This is a genomic window from Neobacillus terrae (assembly GCF_011393025.1).
Classification (GTDB): Bacteria; Bacillota; Bacilli; order Bacillales; family Cytobacillaceae; genus Neobacillus_A; species Neobacillus_A terrae.
This window is the reverse complement of the sequence record NZ_JAAOEO010000001.1, coordinates 293,076-310,251: the sequence shown is the minus strand read 5'-3', so window position 1 is coordinate 310,251 and position 17,176 is coordinate 293,076. Positions and strand designations below refer to the sequence as shown.

Genomic DNA, 17,176 nt, shown 5'->3' with positions numbered 1-17,176 from the left:
CGCATGATTTATCTAATCTATTTCTATTTTCTTACGATTCATATGATAAATCGAGGAATATGCTTTCAAAAATTGAAGTAAATTACCTGGAAGGCTATGCTTTTTGGGTCTGAGTGCAGATTTTTATTGCTTTTTCAAGTACTGCTATCCCTTCATTAAGCTGGCTGTCGGTCACCACCAGAGGAACCAGCAGACGGATAATATTTCCGTATAAGCCTGCGGTCATAACTACCAGGCCATTCTGATGACAGTCCTGGACAACCCTTTGAACAAGTTCTTTATTAGGTTCTCTGCTTGCCCTATCCTTTACAAATTCAATCGCACACATCGCCCCTAACTGCCGTACTTCTCCGATTTGCTCCACCTGCAGTCTATCGAATCTTTCTTTAAAAACCTTCCCAATTAAATTTGCTCTTTCCAGCAAATCTTCTTCCTGTATCGTCTTAATTACTTCAAGAGCAGCGACACAGCCAAGGGGGCTCCCCCCATAAGTTCCACCGATTTCGCCAACATTGGTTGCATCCATTATTTCAGCTCTGCCTGTAACGGCACTGATTGGCAGTCCTGCCCCTATGGACTTAGACATGGTTATCAAATCAGGAATAACATCAGAGTGCTCAATGGCAAACATTTTTCCAGTTCTTCCAAAACCCGTCTGTACCTCGTCTGCAATAAAAAGAATTCCATATTTTTCACATAATGCTTTTACACCCTGAACAAACTTCCTGGAAGGGATAACAAAGCCACCCTCACCCTGGACGGGCTCCATGATAACGGCAGCGACATCTTCCGGAGGAACTTCGCTTTGAAAAAACGTCTCAAAGCGTTTTAGCAGAGCTTCATCCAGCTGTTCAACAGTTAAAAATTCAGAGCGATAATAGTAAGGATAAGCCCACTTATAGGTATCAGGAACAAATGGGCCAAATTCGTATTTATAAGGCTTTACCTTACTGGTTAACGACATAGCCATATAAGTTCTTCCATGGAAACCGCGTTCGAATGATATAATGGCTTTCCTGCCAGTATATTTTCGAGCTATTTTAACGGCGTTTTCAACGGCCTCTGCCCCGCTGCTTAAAAAGAATGTTTTTTTATCATGATTCCCTGGAGTAATACTGTTCAATGTTTCCGCAAGTTCAATATAGGGCTCATACATCATGACATGGAAGCAAGGGTGAAGATATGAATCTATCTGGCGGTGAAGCGCTTCTACCACCCTCGGAGGACAATGGCCGGCATTTAGCGTACCAATGGCACCCGCAAAATCAATAAATGTATTCCCATCGACATCTGTTATAAGAGCTCCTTCTGCTTTACTGGCAAACGTCTGAATCGTATTAAAAGGACCTTTCGGAACATTTTTATTTTTTCTTTCCAGAAGCTCTGCCGCCTTAGGCCCCGGAAGACTGGTCTTTATATTAATTGATTTCATTCCTGCTCCCCCTCTCCTCCTGATTCCACCTCACACCACTTTAATAAAGTGAGAGCAATAATTTCAGCCGATTTATACAAATCTTCAAGAATAATATGTTCATTGGCATCATGAGCCGTTTCAGTTATACCCGGACCAAACACAACTACAGGGGTTCCTCCATAACGGGATAAAATTCCTCCATCTGTTCCCCATGGCGAAGCCTCGATTACTGGTTCTTCTTTGAAAACTTCTTTGTAGCTTTCGCTTAAGGCACCTAATAAAGGATGGTTCTCCTCGAGACTTCCAGGCTGCCAGCGGCCGCCAAACCATTCCACCTTCAAAGGATTTTCCTTCAGCCACGGATCGTTTTCCTGTACTGTATTCAGTATGGATTCCAGCTCATCCTGTGCCGAAAGCATCTCCTCATCAGGTGCGACACCCATTCTTCCTTCGATAATAGCAGTATCGGGAACAGAAGATGGCCATTCCCCGCTCTGAATTTTTCCGATATTAATAGGGATCGGTATTGGTATGCTTTGGTAAAGAGGATCTGTAATTCTAGTATTTCTTTCCCGCTCGAGCTCCTGAAGAGCCTGGATGATTAGGGTAGCTTTTTCGATTGCACTTACTCCTTCATACCGTGTGCCGCCATGTGCAGCCCTACCCTTTACAGTGATCCGATACCACATTGAGCCCTGCTGTTTTGGAAATATTTTCAGATTTGTGGGCTCAGGAATAATGGCACCATCCGCCCTGTATCCTCTTAATACGGCCGCAAGAGTGCCGGCTCCTCCACTTTCTTCTTCTATAACGCTCTGGAAAATCACATCCCCTTTAAGCTTCAAACCCACAGTGGCCAGGGCCTCGACTGCCATCAACAAGGCAGCTGTGCCTCCCTTCATATCAGTTGAACCTCTGCCATAAAGCCTGCCCTTTTCAATATGGCCGCTGAAAGGATCATGAACCCAATTATTTAAGTCACCTACAGGAACAACATCAATATGCCCGTTAAGAATAATTGATTTACCACCGCCGGTTCCTTTCAGGACTGCAACAACATTGGGGTTTCCTTCATATTGACTCCTGTCTGAACAATAGGCCTCATGGTGGTAAAGCTTTTCATCGCCAATTTCCCAAATATCAAGCTCTAGGCCAATTTGCCGGCATTTTTCTATAATGATGGCCTGTGCGCTGCTTTCGTTCCCGCGGGTGCTGTTTTCCTGGACTAGTTTCTGCAGTAATCTCGCTGTTCTTGGGCGGATGTGTTTCAGCCTTGCAAAAATTCTTTCCTGAATCTTTTCCATTCTTTATTCACTCCCAGCGAATTAGCTTTAGATGCTTTCTCAATTGAATCTAGTAAGCAATTTTTCGGATTTGTTCAGGAAGATTAATTCCACAGCCGGTCCTTTCAATTACAGTCTGTATATCGTAAGGGGCAAAAAGCTCTTTTAGCCAGAGCTTACCCTTCTTGATTTCAAAAACAGCTAGTTCTGTAATAATCAAATCCACACATTCAGCTGAGGTAAGCGGTAATGTACAGGAAGAAACAATTTTGGGATTTCCTGCTTTATCACATTGGTTCATGACAACGATGACCTTTTTTGCTTTTTGGGCAAGCTCCATAGCGCCGCCCATCCCGGGGACCTTTTTACCTGGTACAATCCAATTGGCAAGGTCTCCTTTTTCACTGACCTGGAGGGATCCAAGAATGGTGAGGTCTACTTTCCCGCACCGAATCATACCAAAGGCAAGGGAGCTGTCGAAATAGGATCCTCCCGGTATAAGAGTAACCGGGAAGCCGCCAGCGTTACATAAATTCTCATCTTCCTCCCCGACAGCAGGGCTGGGCCCCATGCCAAGAATGCCGTTTTCTGCATGAAACATCACTCTCATATCCGTCGGAAGAAACTCTGGTACCAGGGACGGGATACCAATTCCCAGATTTACTACCATTCCATTTCGAATTTCATCGGAGGCTCTTCTCGCTATCCGGTTCCTTAGTTCGATTCCCATGCCCATTTCCAATTCACCCCTCCCGACTGTATGACGTAGTCCACGAAGACTCCTGGAGTGACGATTTCCTCGGGATCAAGATAGCCGACTGGAACGATCTCCTCCACCTCCGCAATCGTTATTGCCCCCGCCATTGCCACAAGAGGGTTTGTATTACGTGCACTTTTGTCATAAACCAGGTTTCCAAAACTATCAGCCTTTTTGGCATAAACAATAGCAACATCAGCTTTTAGCGCTGTTTCTACTAAATACTTTTTGCCATTCAGTTCAAACTGGGATTTTCCGTTTGAAACCATTTCATTGTCGAGCCCTATGTCCGTTAAAATAGCTGGCAGCCCTGTTCCGCCCGCCCGAATTCTTTCCGCTAAAATTCCCTGCGGAGAAAACTCCACTTCCATTTTCCCTTCTGTCATTAGCTTTCCTGCTATAGGATTCGAGCCAATATGGGAGGCGATTACTTTCTTTGCTCTCCCCTGGCTGACGATCCTTCCAATTCCGATATGCGGAAAACCAGTATCATTTCCTATAAGGGTTAAATCCTTAACACCCTTTTCCAAGATCTCATCAATTAGAAGCGGAGGTGAACCCACTCCTCCAAAGCCTCCAAACATAAGCACCATGTTATCATGAAAAAAACTCATGACCTGATCGACTTCGGCTATTTTCCCAAAAAGGTTTTCCATTCTCTTACCTCCATTGGCAGGCCAATTTTATTGACCGGCGGGATCATGTGCTGCCGCGACTTTTTCAAAGGCTTCCAAAGTCTGCTTTAATAAAGCACCGAGCTGTTCCATTTCTCTTTTTGTAATATTTAAAGGTGGGGCAATAATGACGGCATCCCCGTTTATCCCATCAATCCCAGCTCCTGCCGGATAAATGAGCAATCCTTTATCTCGTGCCAGTTTAACTATTTGATTTGTGGCTTGAAGAGTACGAGGGAAGGGTTCTTTCGTTGTTTTGTCCTTAACAAATTCCAATCCAAGCAGAAGACCCTTACCTCTAACATCACCAATATACTGAAACTGGTTTTTTAACTTGTTTAACAAATTTTTGAGGTAAACACCTTTGCACTCTACATCTTCAATAATTTTATTTTTTTCAAGATAGTTAAGTACGGCCAGTGAAGTGGCACAAGCTTGAGGATTTGCACTTAAGGTGTGGCCGCTCATAACGGATTTGGTCCCTTTGAGGATGGGTTCCATTACTTTTTCACTCGCCACCGCTGCTGCGATTGGAGCATAACCTGCCCCTAATCCTTTTCCGAAGGTTACAAGATCGGGGATTACCTCCCATTGCTCCGAAGCCAGCATTGTTCCAGTTCTGCCACAGCCGGTCATGACCTCATCAGCAATGAGTAAAATGTCATTTTTGTCGCAGATTTCCTTAATGGTTTTTAAATATCCTTTTGGAGGAGCAATCGCCCCGCCTGCTGCCCCTATAACTGGCTCCACTATAAAGGCGGCGATTTTGTCTGCACCGATTCTTGCAATAGCGCCCTCAAGCTCCCGTGCACATAAATAATTACATTCAGGGGCTTTTTGGCCATACGGACAGCGGTAGCAATAAGGAGGATGTATAACAGGAAAATCATCCAGCAGCGGCACAAATCTTGCTCTTCTGGCAGGATGTCCTGACATCGAAAGAGCTCCAAGCGTAATGCCGTGATAGCTGACCCATCTTGAGAGAACCTTCATTTTGGTGTGGATGCCCTTTTCCTGCCAATGCTGAATGGCCATTTTCATCGCTGTTTCTGTTGCCTCTGAACCGCTGTTGACAAAAAAACACCAATTCAAGTCACCAGGTGTCATTGCAGCAATTTTTCCGGCAAGCTTTTCAGCTGGTTCACTAGTAAACTGGGAACGGTATACAAAGGAGACCTTTTGGGCCTGTTCATCCATAGCCTCAATGATCTCCTTGACTCCATGTCCAATATTGGCAGTAACCGCTCCGGAAGAAGCATCCAGATATTTTTTTCCTTGCTTATCAAATAAAAAGACACCTGATCCATAATCAATTATCGGATAATTTTCCTCGAGGTCCGGCTTTATTAAATATGACAGCTCCACAAAAACCCTTCCTTCCTATAAAAAAACCAAGCAGAGATAAAGCCTGCCTAATACGAAAATCAGGTAAAAGAAAGCCGGGCATCGGCCAGGCTTTTCCTTACTTTTTAGATGGCACTTTCTCAGCTTTTGTTCAGGACAATTTATTAAATTGTATGAAAGGAAAACTTCAATCTTTCGTTATTTCGTAAAAAAAGACAGGCACCTGAAATAGATGCCTGCTTTAACTATATTTGTTCTATAAAAATAGTGGTCCCATCTTTACTAGCTTCCATTGAGGCTTTTCCCCCAATGGGGATAGTGGCAATTGGCTGGGTATGCCCGAAATTAACGTTTGCGATTATTGGTATACCCGAAAGCTCCTTTTTCCCCGCTATAAGTTTTCTAAGGGCAGCTTCCGTCATATTCGAGCCCTTTTGAAACCTGCCAATTAGTACTCCTTTTATCCCTTTTGCATGAGGGAGGTGCAGCAGGGATTGAAGCTGACGATCAATAGCTGTGGATGTGATTCATCATCATCTTCAATAAAAAGAATGGAATTTTCAAGAGATGGCATATATTCTGTCCCTTGCAGCAGGCTAATGGTTCCGAGGTTCCCTCCAATTAACCTGCCTGCCGCTTTTCCTTTCTGAAGGACAAGATATCCATCCTGCTTAATAAACTCACGAGACTCCTGGTCCTGGTACCATAGGTCATCACTCCAGGTTTCAGAAGGTGCTATCTCATATGGGGCATCATTGGTTACAGCCTCTAAGAAGGACTGTAAGGTATAATCAAACCCTATCTTCATCCCAAAGGTTGAAAATAAGGGGCCTGAATAGGAGATTAAGTTCGACTTTTGATAGAAAGCAAGATTCAATGCTGTTATATCGCTAAAGCCGATAAAGACCTTAGGATTGTCTTTTATTAAATCATAATCTATGTATTTCAATAGCTGATTGGCATTATATCCGCCAAGTGCCGTTAATATTCCTTTCACGTTTGTATCCCGGAAGGCTTCGTGTAGGTCTTCTATTCGATCTTCTATTGACGTACTAAAAAATTCATCATGCTCATAAACATTTTTTCCGAAAGTAACGGTAAATCCAAGATTATTTAAACGATCAATGGCAATATCAACCTGTTTTCCTTTTACAACAGCCATGCTAGTGGATGGTGCAATTACCCTAATTTCATCCCCTGGAGCAAGTCTTCTTGGCAGCATAAAATATCCCCCTATAATAAGAAACTATCCTTATCCTAACAGATTTATAATTAGAAAAAAATAAGGCCCGCACTCAGCGGACCAAATTCCTATTCTATAACTATACCAGTACCGTTTCCTTTGCCGGCTGGTTTGCTGTTTTTTCAATAATATCCCTGGCAATCCAAACACCGCAGGCACTGGCCTGAGCAAGACCGCGTGTCACACCTGCACCATCGCCTCCAGCATAAAGGCCGCCGATTTCTGTTTCGAACCGATCATTAACTTTTGGCCTTGCAGAGTAAAACTTCGCTTCAACTCCGTAAAAAAGAGTATGTTCGGAAGCAAGTCCTGGTGATACTTCATTTAGGGCCTCTGTCATTTCAATTAAGCTTTTCAGCGTGTTATATGGAAGGACAAGTCCCAGGTCTCCCGGTACAGCTTCCTTCATAGTCGGCTCCAAGAATCCCTCTTTAATTCGTTTTTCTGTTGATCTCCTGCCTTTTAGAAGGTCACCGTATCTTTGAACAATCAAGCCTCCATTGGAAAGACTGTTGGCAAGGCGCGAAATTTCATGGGCATATTCATTCGGCTTGTCAAAAGGCTCGGAAAACGTATGTGAAACAAGCAGAGCAAAATTAGTATTTGGGCTGCCCAGCTTTGGATCTTTATAAGCATGGCCATTGGCAAGCATAATACCCGAATGGTTTTCTACCACGACGTGTCCGGAAGGATTGCTGCAGAAGGTCCTTACTCTTGTCCCTACAGATGTATTAAAGACAAATTTCCCTTCATATAAATGTTCGTTAATTTCCTGCATGACGATATTTGATGTCTCAACCCTTACGCCAATATCAACCTGGTTATTCATCATACGAAGGCGTCTGGATTTTAAGATTTTGGTAAGCCATGCTGATCCATCACGCCCTGGAGATATTACGACCTTCTCAGCTGAGATCATACGGCCGTCCTTTAATTTAATGCCTGTTGCTTTATGGCCGGCAGAGGTTCTCTCAGTCATTAAATCATCGACCTCTGTTCCAAAAACCATGTCTATTTTAGTTTTTAAATACTCATATATGCTTTTCATAATTTCAAGGTTTTGTTCAGTTCCAAGGTGGCGGACCTGTGCACGAAGAAGCTTGAGTCCGGCAGCATATCCCCTGCGCTCAATTTCTTTTACCTTATCAGTGAGCGGATCTGTAATACTTTGAGTAGCACCGTGACTCAAATTAATTTCATCGACATATTTAATCAGATCAATTACTTGGGAATTCGATAGATAATCGGTCATCCATCCCCCGAACTCACTTGTTATATTAAATTTGCCATCAGAATATGCACCTGCTCCACCGAAACCATTTGTAATGGAACAGGCAGGCAGACATCCGGCAAACTCTTTTCTTCCCGCAGCTGGGGGACATTTTTCAATTTTCTTTTGTAAAATCGGACAATTTCTTCTATAGATGTCATGGCCTTTATCAATCAGCAGTATCTTAGCCTCCGGTTTTTTCAGAGTTAATTCATAACAAGTGAAAATCCCTGCTGGCCCTGCACCAACCACAATCACATCATAATTTGTTTCCATCATCCATTTCCCCCTAGCATAAATTACATTTCCAAAGGTAAATATATCAAGATAACAAGCGGAAAGTCAACAAAAACACGAATTAACTTTTATTAAAATTTATTAATGTTCGTGTTTCGTTAGTTTTAAAATAATTCTGACATAAAATTACTTATAAAAAACACCATCAATAGGTGCTTTAAATTAGTAATTAAATTCTACTCACTGGAATCCTCTCCTCTAGCCACCGGGTTTTTTTTGTACACTCACAAAATTCTATGAACAAAGATTTTTTTACCTTGTGATATTCATCTAAAAACAATAAAATATGTTAAAACAAACTTAAACAGTAAAGCATTTTAGTCCCCTTCAAAAAATTGAAAGTTTTTGGTTCAATTATAGAAAGGATATTTACTAAATAGACTGTTTTATTTTTTTGATTGTAGCGAACGCCTCGTGACAGGCAAAAGTGCCTGTCCCTGCGATGGATCTTCAAGGAAGCTTTCCTTTTTGGTGCAAAATCAACAAAAAATGTTAAACAACCGGATAATTGAATAGCTACTAATAAATAGTCCATTTGTCCGCTTTAAATGGTAATTTTTTTCCGGTAAAATTGTCATGATTCATATATTCAGTCATCTCGGGAGGAAGTTTCATTGAATCGAAAATATTTATCCGTTATACTTGTTTTTTTTATGGTCTCTGGGATCATTTTTTATATTAATGGGATTACGAAAGCAAAAGGAGACGAATTAAAGGGGAAAAATATCTATCAAAAGATCCAGTCAGGGCAAAAATATCAATACATAATTGTCGGTGACAGTATTGGCAGGGGTTCCGGCGCAAGAGTACCGGCACAAACCTGGTTTGCTCAATGGGAAAACCAGATTTATCATCACTACCACGCCTCAGCCATTCATTATCCAATCGTTCAAAGCGGGGCAACAGCCTTTGAAGGTATTGTTAAATTTCAAAAAGAAAAACCAAATGCAGATATTGACCTAGCCTTCATTGTATTTGGCGAAAATGATAGAAAGTATATGACTGCACGCCAGTTCTCTTTTTATTACGAAAAGCTTATCCGTGATATAAAAAAGACATACCCCAAGGCTGAGATTGTGACTATTACTGAGAGCTGCCTGCAATACCCCAAATTTGCCGATACGATTAAAATGCTTTCCGAGCAATATCAGGCAACAAATGTGGATATGAGGGAGCCCTTTCGCTTGTCTGGGATTCCGGTTGAAAATTTAACCAGAGACATGGTTCATCCAAATCCTGAAGGCTATCGCCTATACGCTGATGAGTTATTCAAGGTATTTACAAGCAAGGCAGTCAGCCAAAAAATCATTCCCAAAACTATGGTCGCTCCTATGAGTTCTGGAACAGAGATTTCCTATAACTATATTAATAAGCCAGTTTTAAGAAAGGAATTCTACCGCCGAGGAGCCTATTATATAAGCAGCAAGAAGGACGGGCGTCTGGAGTATGACTTTTACGGAAACTCAGTTGGGGTAACAGTATTTCGCCATGCAAAAGGAGGCAGAATGAATGTCTATATAGACGGTAAATATTCTGCCAGCATTTCAACATGGTGGCCCTTTGGAAGAGAAAGGCATTTATTTATTGCGAGCAATCTGGACAGCAGCAAACACCGGATAGAATTTATCAATACAGGGGCAGGAACGCATTTGACCTCCGGCTCAAAGCCAACCGTTCGCATTTCTTCCATTATTGTACCTTCCGGCATTAAACATTAGGAGAAACATACATGAAGTTTATTTTAAGAAATTTTATCAATGGAATCTTAACCTTTGTTCCAATACTTTTAGTTTTTTATGTAATTTATAAAATTTTTGTGTTCTTGGATAGCCTGCTTGGCAATGTCTTAAGGCAGCATATGAAGCATGGCTATGTACCCGGTATCGGCCTTTTGGTTACTCTTGCTTTAATCACTGTGCTGGGCTGGCTTTCAACAAGGTTTTTTACCGGAAAAATTATCGAGTTAATCGATAGACTGCTTGAAAAAATACCTTTTGTTAAAACCATTTACAGCATTATTAAGGACACTGTCCAATCCTTTTTGGGAGACAAAAAGTCGTTCTCTAAGGTGGTACTCGTCACCATGCCAGGCACTTCAATGAAAAGCATTGGATTTATTACCTCAGAGCAGCTTGAAGCTTTTTATCAGCCCCTTGCAGATCATGTTGCAGTATATGTTCCGCAAACGTTTCAGATGGCTGGTTTTACGTTTCTTTTTCCAAAGGATGATGTGGAAGTAATCGATGTGAAACCTGAAGAGGCCATGAAATTTATCCTATCTGGGGGACTTGCATCAAAGAAAGTGGAGGAAACTGCAAAACAAGAGTCTCACTCTTAAAATATTATGCTTTTCCTTTAGCCTTATTAATTCCCATTATGAAATGTGTTATCATGGATAGTATCGGGTATAATGGCAAAGTAAGCTAATAAACCCAATTTTAGAATGCAATTATTATTCATGATTTGAGGTTTTAAAATGATTAGAAGAGGAATTCCTAATTTATTCACGCTAAGCAATTTATTTTGCGGATTTTTATCGGTGGTTTTTTCTGCAAACGGCGACTTCCGAAATGCCGCCCTTCTCGTATTGATAGGGATGATGCTCGACAGTATGGACGGCAGATTGGCACGGATGCTAAATGCCCATTCCGAAATCGGCAAAGAGCTAGACTCTCTTGCAGATGTGGTGACCTTTGGTGTGGCTCCAGCGATTCTTGCCTATTATGTTTCTTTTTCAAAATATGGGCTGATTGGCCTTATTGTGGCAGGTTTATTTCCGTTGTTCGGTGCTTTCCGTCTTGCACGGTTTAATGTAAACACAAAGAGCTCAATTAAATATTTTACCGGCGTACCTATTACAGCAGCAGGCGGGATTTTAACACTGGTCGTCATGCTTACTAAATGGATACCTGATATTATCATCAATATCTCATTTATGGCGCTGTGCTTTTTAATGGTAAGTAAATATAAAATCCCTAGTTTAAAAAGCGTTCCGCTGCCTAAATATGGAACAATCATTACCGCACTGCTTGGATATCTAATATTTATTATCTTTAAAAATGAACGGGCACAAATGCCATACTTTATCTATATTGCTGTACCTTTATATATCGTATTTATCGGCTACCAGCTGAAGAGAAGAAGCAAGAAAAAAGCCGCACTTCATGAAGCGGAATTAAATAATAAACAAGATTAGCAAAACTTGGCCTTCGCCAAGTCTATTAGGCGAAGGTCCTAGTTTTGCTTATGCGTTCAGAATTTAGAGATACAAATTCTGATTAGCCTAAAAAACCAGCAGCTCTTATGGGCTGCTGGTTTTCTAATACACATTTTTACTCAAAGGTAATTTCCATGATTGGCGTCTTGCCCCGCTCCACACTTCCCAATGTAAGCTTTTCAAAGGCAGAAGCACTGTCCCCATTAGTTATAATAATAGGGGTTACAAGACTTTTTGCCTTTGCGCCGACTGTATCCATATCAAAAGTTACCAGCTTGTCACCGACCTGTACTTTATCTCCGGCCTGCACGTGCGCAGTAAATCCTTCCCCTTTTAAGGAAACAGTCTCAAGGCCTATGTGGATAAGAATTTCTGCCCCATTTTCCGCGCGTATTCCAATCGCATGCTTGGTAGGGAAAACCTGCAAAATTTCCCCTGCAGCTGGAGCAGCGATTACACCTTCCTTTGGTTCAATTGCAAGTCCGTCTCCCATCATTCGCTGTGAGAAAACAGGGTCTGGAACCTGCTCTAAATCCACTGCATTTCCCGTAACCGGAGCAACCAGCTGAACTGTTTTTACCGTTTCTTTTTTACCAAATAATTTTTTAAACATAATGTTCCCCTCTCTATTTTTCAAAAAGGGATTTAAACTGTCCGTATCCCTCCTGATCCAGGTCCTCTTTAGGAATAAACCTCATTGCTGCAGAATTAATGCAATAACGTAGTCCCGTTGGTCCAGGCCCATCATTAAAAAGATGGCCGAGATGAGAATCAGCTTCTTTGCTTCTGACTTCAGTCCGGACCATAAAGTGGCTTGTGTCCTGTTTTTCAAGAATTTCTTCTTCCTCAATTGGTTTTGTAAAGCTCGGCCATCCACAGCCGGCATCATATTTATCAAGAGAACTGAAAAGAGGTTTACCGGAAACAATATCAACATAAATCCCATCCCGGTTTTCGTTCCAGTACTCATTTCGGAAAGGAGGTTCCGTTCCGTTATTCTGTGTTACATCAAACTGCATAGGTGATAATTTATTTTTTAGTTCTTCTTTATTTTTCATTTCCGTTCCCCCAATGGCTTTGAATGAACCCTGCCCTGCCAGAGCCTACCTGGTAGGACTGATAGTGTGCGGGATTCTTTTTATAATAATGCTGATGATACTCTTCTGCTTCATAGAAATCTTCGGCAGGCAAAATTGGAGTAACGATTGACTTAGAGAATCTCCCGCTTTCCTGAAGCTCCTGTTTTGATTTCTCCGCTGCCTCTCTTTGTTCTTCGTCATGATAGAAAATCGCCGTTTGATAGGAACGGCCCCTGTCATAAAATTGACCTCCTGGATCAGTTGGGTCAATCTGCTGCCAAAAAAGTTCAAGAAGTTTATTGTAAGGAAACACCCTAGGGTCATATGTAATCTGTACAGCTTCAATGTGGCCCGTTGCACCCGAACAAACCTGCTCATAGGTTGGATTTTCAACATTTCCCCCGGTATAGCCGGAAACAACCTTCATAATGCCGGGCTGCTCATCAAAGGGCTTAACCATACACCAGAAACAGCCCCCAGCAAAAGTAGCTTTTTCATACAAAGTATCCATATCCTTCACCCTTTCTCCATTAAAAGTCTTTATTTTACTTTTTCCCTATTGCTAAAAAATTAAGCTTTGATTTCGAGTATACAGAATTAAAGAGGAGTTTTAAAATAATACAGCTTAGAGGAATCTCAACAAAATATAAAAAGAGCCGGCAAATGCCAGCTCCATTACTATTTACTCTTATTTTTTATATTCTTGCTGATATTTTTCCAGCGTTTTTTCTCTTCTGCATGCGCCCTTTTATCGATCTTACGTTCTAAGAAGGCAAGCTCTCTTTGCAGCTTTTTATAGCTTATAAAACGGTCTTCTGTAAGAGTACCATTACCGATTGCCCTTCTTACTGCACATCCCGGTTCATCCTCATGCTTGCAGTCCCTAAATTTGCACTCTTGACCGAGTTTATCAATATCCGTAAAGGTCTCCTCAATGGCATCACTGCTTTCCCAAAGCTGAAGCTCCCTCATTCCAGGAGTATCGATTAATATACAGCCGTTATCCATCAAAATAAGTTCACGGTGGGTGGTTGTATGTCTTCCTTTGTCATCAGATTCGCGGATTTCCTGTACTTTTTGTTTTTCCTGCCCAACGAGTCTATTGGTTAATGTCGACTTTCCTACACCTGAAGAACCAAGTAAAGCAACTGTTTTCCCAGGCTGGAGGTAAGCTTTTAATCCATCTATACCACTTTCGTTTTCTGCACTTACTGCAATAACAGGAACACCTAATGCAATTTCTTCAACACTTGCAGCTTTTGCTTTAATGTCATCGCATAAATCCGCCTTACTCAATACTATTACCGGATTGGCCCCGCTTTCCCATGTAAGGAGAAGATACCTTTCAATTCTTCTAAGATTTAAATCCTCATTCAGGGAATTAACTATCAGAACAGTATCAACATTGGCGGCGATTATTTGTTCCTCTGTGGTTTTACCTGCAGTTTTACGGGAGAATTTGCTTATTCTGGGCAGTAAAGCATGAATAGTGCCTTTTCCTGTTTCTCTTTGCTTTATAACCACCCAGTCTCCAACTGCAGGATAATCCTCACGGCTGACAGCTTCAAAAGCAAATTTCCCAGAAACCTCACAAAGCAGTTCCCCAGCATCCGTCCACACCCTGTACATTCTTTTGTGTTCGAGCGCCACTCTGCCCAGCAGCATATCTGTATCTTCATAAGACGAAAATTCCTGTTTTACTCTTTCATTTATACCAATTAATAAAAATGTCAATTTATATTCCTCCACAATTTAAATAGATATCCGGAAATCCGGATTTTTTCCATCAAAAAAACCATAGGCATGACAGCCCATGGTTTTATTATCGTGGCGGAAAATGAAGACAAACTTTCCCTACAATAATTTTCCCGTACGGGCTGTGCAAACGATATAGAGACTGCTCACTGCAATTAATAACTCTTTACTCATTACACTTCACCCGCTTTCTTATATTCTGAAATTTATTATATGCAATAAAAGGAAAAAAGTAAACAATTTGGAAAAAATAATGAACAAACTATCTGATAGGCACCGACCCATAGATGTATGCATACATTATCGGAGTAGATAACTAACTGGGAGTGTAAGCAATGGACGAAAAAAAGCGGATGGATTATTTTCAAAAAGCTGCTATTTATGATTTATTAGCATGCTATTATAAATACACCAATCCAGCCTTGCATGTTTATTATTATCAAAAACATCTAAAATCATTAAATAAAGGGGTTCAATTTATGAATCAGATGAACCGCCCTGCCAGAGAGGCAAGAGTAAGGGTAATCCACGCTGCCCCAAATGCTCCAAATGTTGATATTTATGTAAACGGGCAAAAAATACTAACTGATTTTCCTTTCAAACACGTCAGTGATTACCTATCTCTTACTCCCGGAAAACACCAAATAGACGTATACCCCACAGGGAATATGACAGAATCGGTCATTAGTAAAAAAGTAAACGTTGAATCCGGAAGTTCTTATACACTTGCTGTCATACAAAGTGAAAAATTCCTCAGGCTGCTTGCTATCCAAACTAATTCTAATGTTCCGGCAAATGAGACAAAAATACGCTTTGTTCACCTTTCTCCTGATGCACCTGCAGTAGATATTGCTGTTAAAAATGGGGATGTCGTATTTTCTCATATCTCCTACCGAAAGACTTCAGTTTACCTTGGCCTGACTCCAATGACAGTAGATTTAGAAGCCAGAGTTGCTGGCACTAAAGATGTGGTACTTCCACTGCCAAAAATGAGATTTGAACCAAACCGGTCCTATACTCTTTTTGCTGTGGGGTATGCAAAAGAGGAACCTGCATTAGAAGTATTATCCGTTCCAGACTGAGAAAAGCGCAAGCGCCCGTTCAGCGAAGCAACTGCCTGAATAACATGCTTCTACGAAGATACATCATGCAGCTTTGCGACGAGCTGAACATCAGCTTCTTCGAGATTGCTATGGCGCAGGAGCACTTTAACCGGCCGATGTTGACTTATCGTAGGGAGAAGCGGGATGGACGCTAGCTGCATCAAGTATCACCTAACGGTCATACTTGATGCAAGATAATCCAGGAAGCTTATCAAGGATGAAAACTCGCTGGGCGCTGGAGCTAGACAATTTAAAAGGTAGAACTTTATACTTATCAATTAAAAAAAGGTGTTCTGCGGAACACTTTTTCTTATTTTACCGGCACTAACAGGTCAAAGGAGATATCGTCTTTTTTCAGATTAAATTTATTAACCTTAACTTTTGCGTCACTTTTCAGTTTCAAATCCTGCATTCTGATATAAACCATTCTGTCATCCGGCAGAATTTGAACCCCCCTTGGTAATTCGTAATTATCACTGATCATTTTCATTACATAAGGAACAGGGAGATGAAGCCTGCCAAGGGAAATGGACTTTTGCTTTAAGACCAAATCACCATTTGGCTTAGCCTGTGGCTCAAAGGTTAGCCTCATCTTTAATTCGTCACTAAAGAAAGGAATGCTGCCGTACAATTCCACTTCATCAGCCAATACAATATGGTAATCGATAGGGCTTTTGGGAGCTTCCTTTTTTAAATAGTACTGAATCAACTGGTTAAGATCCGCTTTATTCGATTTAATATAAAAAGAAACATAGTCCTTTTCGTTAGATGAAAGTTTTTGTATCTTAGTATCCTTTGGAGGCGTCATTACCGTAATCAGAATAACTGCCACAATTATTAAATTTATAGCCAGTAAAACCAAAAATCCTGTTTTCCACTTGTTTTTCATTTTCTTTAATTCTCCTCTTTCCTTGCTGCTAAATATCTTTTGGATATGGCAGGCAAGGCCTTTACCTCCAGCTGATCGAATGTTCTCTCTGCAATTAGCTGATATCCCCTGTCATTTGGATGAAAATGGTCTGTGAATAGAAGATTTTCTTTTGTATTAGAAAACAGATCTTCTATTTGAACAAACGTAGTATTCGGAAAGCTGGATACGACCATTTGCCCGGCGCCATTCCACTCAGTTACCACCTTTTCCAGCTCTTTATTATCTGCAAACCATCTTTCAAAAGGATTATACAACCCAATAAGAACAATGGACGCATGGGGATTTTCCTGTGTGATAAATGAAACAATCTGGGTTAAATGAGTAATATATTTTTCTTTCGCTTTTTCAAATGCTGATAGCTGAAGATTAGAAAGATTGTCATAAACAACCTTCATGATATCATTGCCGCCGATCGTTAGAATAACCATGTCGGCTTTTTTGATATTTCCCCTAATTTCATCCGTCTTCAGTCTCTTTAATAGCTGTGTCGTCCTGTTGCCTTTTACCCCGTAGTTATAAAAATGAACCCCTTTAATTCCTTTTTCATTCTCAAGCCGCTTTTTTAAATAAGGAAGATAGCCTCCCTTATTGCTGCTGCCACCAATACCCTCAGTAAGAGAGTCACCTGCTGATACTACTGTCAGTGGTTTAGGAATAAAATCAGCGGGAATGCTTTGATATTCATGAAGATTTATTTTTTTATCCGGCTGGCGTCTCCACGTTTCCGGCTGGCTGCACGAACTTAAAAGGAATACGGAAAGGAACAGGCAGGTTATTCTTTTTAACAACTAATCCGCCTCCCTTAACTT

General features: G+C 41.1%; 17 protein-coding genes and 1 pseudogene. 4 read left to right on the top strand and 14 right to left on the bottom strand.

Going from position 1 to position 17,176, the window contains the following annotated elements; genetic code table 11:
• Positions 1 to 94: 94 nt before the first annotated feature.
• From gabT to G8761_RS01605, 7 genes and pseudogenes are all read right to left on the bottom strand, one after another.
• Positions 95 to 1,432 (bottom strand): 4-aminobutyrate--2-oxoglutarate transaminase, encoded by a 1,338-nt coding sequence (gene gabT / locus G8761_RS01635; protein ID WP_166022987.1) that lies wholly within the window; start codon positions 1,430 to 1,432, stop codon positions 95 to 97.
• Positions 1,429 to 2,718 (bottom strand): peptidase, encoded by a 1,290-nt coding sequence (locus G8761_RS01630; RefSeq protein WP_166022985.1) that lies wholly within the window; start codon positions 2,716 to 2,718, stop codon positions 1,429 to 1,431. Before G8761_RS01630 ends, gabT begins: the two co-directional genes overlap by 4 nt.
• A 49-nt stretch (positions 2,719 to 2,767) precedes the next feature.
• Complete coding sequence (locus G8761_RS01625) at positions 2,768 to 3,433, bottom strand: 3-oxoacid CoA-transferase subunit B (protein WP_166023320.1); 666 nt, start codon at positions 3,431 to 3,433, stop codon at positions 2,768 to 2,770.
• A complete protein-coding gene (locus tag G8761_RS01620; protein ID WP_166022983.1) occupies positions 3,412 to 4,110 on the bottom strand; it encodes a CoA transferase subunit A in 699 nt (232 codons plus the stop codon). The genes G8761_RS01625 and G8761_RS01620 overlap by 22 nt, the downstream gene beginning before the upstream one ends.
• Before the next feature lie 27 nt (positions 4,111 to 4,137).
• Positions 4,138 to 5,493: an aspartate aminotransferase family protein gene (locus G8761_RS01615; RefSeq protein WP_166022981.1), complete on the bottom strand. Its 1,356-nt coding sequence runs from the start codon at positions 5,491 to 5,493 to the stop codon at positions 4,138 to 4,140.
• Between the two features lie 224 nt (positions 5,494 to 5,717).
• Positions 5,718 to 6,694 (bottom strand): annotated as a pseudogene (locus tag G8761_RS01610) (S66 family peptidase).
• Between the two features lie 100 nt (positions 6,695 to 6,794).
• The gene (locus G8761_RS01605; protein WP_166023318.1) at positions 6,795 to 8,261 is read right to left on the bottom strand and encodes an NAD(P)/FAD-dependent oxidoreductase; all 1,467 of its coding nucleotides are present in this window, start codon (positions 8,259 to 8,261) and stop codon (positions 6,795 to 6,797) included.
• Positions 8,262 to 8,896: 635 nt separating this feature from the next.
• Between G8761_RS01605 and G8761_RS01600 the strand changes: the two genes are divergently transcribed.
• The 3 genes from G8761_RS01600 (at position 8,897) to pssA (ending at position 11,478) form a co-directional block, all read left to right on the top strand.
• Positions 8,897 to 10,000 carry an SGNH/GDSL hydrolase family protein gene (locus G8761_RS01600; RefSeq protein WP_166022980.1) on the top strand — a complete coding sequence of 368 codons (1,104 nt, stop codon included), beginning with the start codon at positions 8,897 to 8,899 and terminating at the stop codon, positions 9,998 to 10,000.
• A gap of 11 nt (positions 10,001 to 10,011) precedes the next feature.
• Positions 10,012 to 10,620 carry a DUF502 domain-containing protein gene (locus tag G8761_RS01595; protein ID WP_166022978.1) on the top strand — a complete coding sequence of 203 codons (609 nt, stop codon included), beginning with the start codon at positions 10,012 to 10,014 and terminating at the stop codon, positions 10,618 to 10,620.
• A gap of 138 nt (positions 10,621 to 10,758) precedes the next feature.
• Positions 10,759 to 11,478, top strand: coding sequence for a CDP-diacylglycerol--serine O-phosphatidyltransferase (pssA, locus tag G8761_RS01590; protein WP_166022976.1), 720 nt, complete (start codon positions 10,759 to 10,761; stop codon positions 11,476 to 11,478).
• A gap of 136 nt (positions 11,479 to 11,614) precedes the next feature.
• On the opposite strand, the gene G8761_RS01585 is transcribed toward pssA, so the two are convergent.
• The 4 genes from G8761_RS01585 to rsgA form a co-directional block, all read right to left on the bottom strand.
• Positions 11,615 to 12,112, bottom strand: coding sequence for a PTS sugar transporter subunit IIA (locus G8761_RS01585; RefSeq protein ID WP_166022974.1), 498 nt, complete (start codon positions 12,110 to 12,112; stop codon positions 11,615 to 11,617).
• A gap of 13 nt (positions 12,113 to 12,125) precedes the next feature.
• Positions 12,126 to 12,557: a peptide-methionine (R)-S-oxide reductase MsrB gene (gene msrB, locus G8761_RS01580; RefSeq protein ID WP_166022972.1), complete on the bottom strand. Its 432-nt coding sequence runs from the start codon at positions 12,555 to 12,557 to the stop codon at positions 12,126 to 12,128.
• On the bottom strand, positions 12,547 to 13,089 hold the full coding sequence (gene msrA / locus G8761_RS01575) for a peptide-methionine (S)-S-oxide reductase MsrA (RefSeq protein ID WP_166022969.1): 543 nt from the start codon (positions 13,087 to 13,089) through the stop codon (positions 12,547 to 12,549). Before msrA ends, msrB begins: the two co-directional genes overlap by 11 nt.
• Positions 13,090 to 13,256: 167 nt before the next feature.
• Positions 13,257 to 14,312: a ribosome small subunit-dependent GTPase A gene (gene rsgA / locus G8761_RS01570; protein ID WP_420800220.1), complete on the bottom strand. Its 1,056-nt coding sequence runs from the start codon at positions 14,310 to 14,312 to the stop codon at positions 13,257 to 13,259.
• Between the two features lie 356 nt (positions 14,313 to 14,668).
• Between rsgA and G8761_RS01565 the strand changes: the two genes are divergently transcribed.
• The gene (locus G8761_RS01565; protein ID WP_166022967.1) at positions 14,669 to 15,415 is read left to right on the top strand and encodes a DUF4397 domain-containing protein; all 747 of its coding nucleotides are present in this window, start codon (positions 14,669 to 14,671) and stop codon (positions 15,413 to 15,415) included.
• A 50-nt stretch (positions 15,416 to 15,465) separates the two neighbouring features.
• On the opposite strand, the gene G8761_RS27590 is transcribed toward G8761_RS01565, so the two are convergent.
• From G8761_RS27590 to G8761_RS01555, 3 genes are all read right to left on the bottom strand, one after another.
• Complete coding sequence (locus tag G8761_RS27590) at positions 15,466 to 15,597, bottom strand: hypothetical protein (RefSeq protein WP_275940675.1); 132 nt, start codon at positions 15,595 to 15,597, stop codon at positions 15,466 to 15,468.
• A gap of 149 nt (positions 15,598 to 15,746) precedes the next feature.
• On the bottom strand, positions 15,747 to 16,325 hold the full coding sequence (locus G8761_RS01560; RefSeq protein WP_166022965.1) for a YpmS family protein: 579 nt from the start codon (positions 16,323 to 16,325) through the stop codon (positions 15,747 to 15,749).
• A 5-nt stretch (positions 16,326 to 16,330) separates the two neighbouring features.
• Complete coding sequence (locus G8761_RS01555; RefSeq protein WP_166022963.1) at positions 16,331 to 17,155, bottom strand: SGNH/GDSL hydrolase family protein; 825 nt, start codon at positions 17,153 to 17,155, stop codon at positions 16,331 to 16,333.
• Positions 17,156 to 17,176: the final 21 nt, after the last annotated feature.